The sequence below is a fragment of the Rubneribacter badeniensis genome (genome assembly GCF_002899695.1).
Classification (GTDB): Bacteria; Actinomycetota; Coriobacteriia; order Coriobacteriales; family Eggerthellaceae; genus Rubneribacter; species Rubneribacter badeniensis.
This window is the reverse complement of sequence record NZ_PPEL01000175.1, coordinates 1-661: the sequence shown is the minus strand read 5'-3', so window position 1 is coordinate 661 and position 661 is coordinate 1. Positions and strand designations below refer to the sequence as shown.

Genomic DNA, 661 nt, shown 5'->3' with positions numbered 1-661 from the left:
CGAGGTTCGCCTTATTCTCGTGGGCTCGGCGGTGATCTTCGTGCTGTTCCACTCGCGCATCTTCCAGAAGATGGTGGGCAAGCACGCCAAGCGCATCGGCGGCTACGAGGAGGCCAAGACGAACATCCTGAAGTTCTTCGACAAGAAGGGCTACATCATGATGGCCATCATGATGGGCGGCGGCATCGGCCTGCGCATGTCGGGGCTCGTGCCCGACTGGTTCATCGCGTTCTTCTACACGGGCCTGGGCATCGCGCTCACGGTGGCGGGCCTCACCTTCCTGCTGCGTTACTTCATGAACGTGGAGCCGGGGTGCCCCCTGTTGCCGCGCACCTACGCGAAGCGCGGCTGACCGGCCGGTCTGCCAGAGCTGCTGCGGCGCGCATCGTTGCGCCATGCGGAGGAAGCGGTGCCGGCACCGCGCGAAACCCACGGGTTCGCTGACGGCACGTTGACGAAACGGTTACGGCTCGGGGGCGTTCGCGCCCCCTTGCCATAGTATGAGGGGCGAACCATGGCATCGGCCCCGAGGCGCGGTGCGAGAAACCGAGTGCGAAGGAGGCCCCGTGGCCCGGATATTCGTCGTGGAGGACGACGCGGCGCTGCGCGGCGAGCTCATGCGCCTGCTGGAGCTGCAGGGGCACGTTGCGCTGGCCAGCAC

The 661-nt window shown here is 66.4% G+C and carries 1 protein-coding gene; it reads left to right on the top strand.

The window, feature by feature from the left end; genetic code table 11:
• Nucleotides 1-352 (top strand): hypothetical protein (locus C2L80_RS13520; protein WP_103263376.1); only part of this gene is annotated, 352 nt, incomplete at its 5' end.
• Nucleotides 353-661 lie beyond the last annotated feature (309 nt).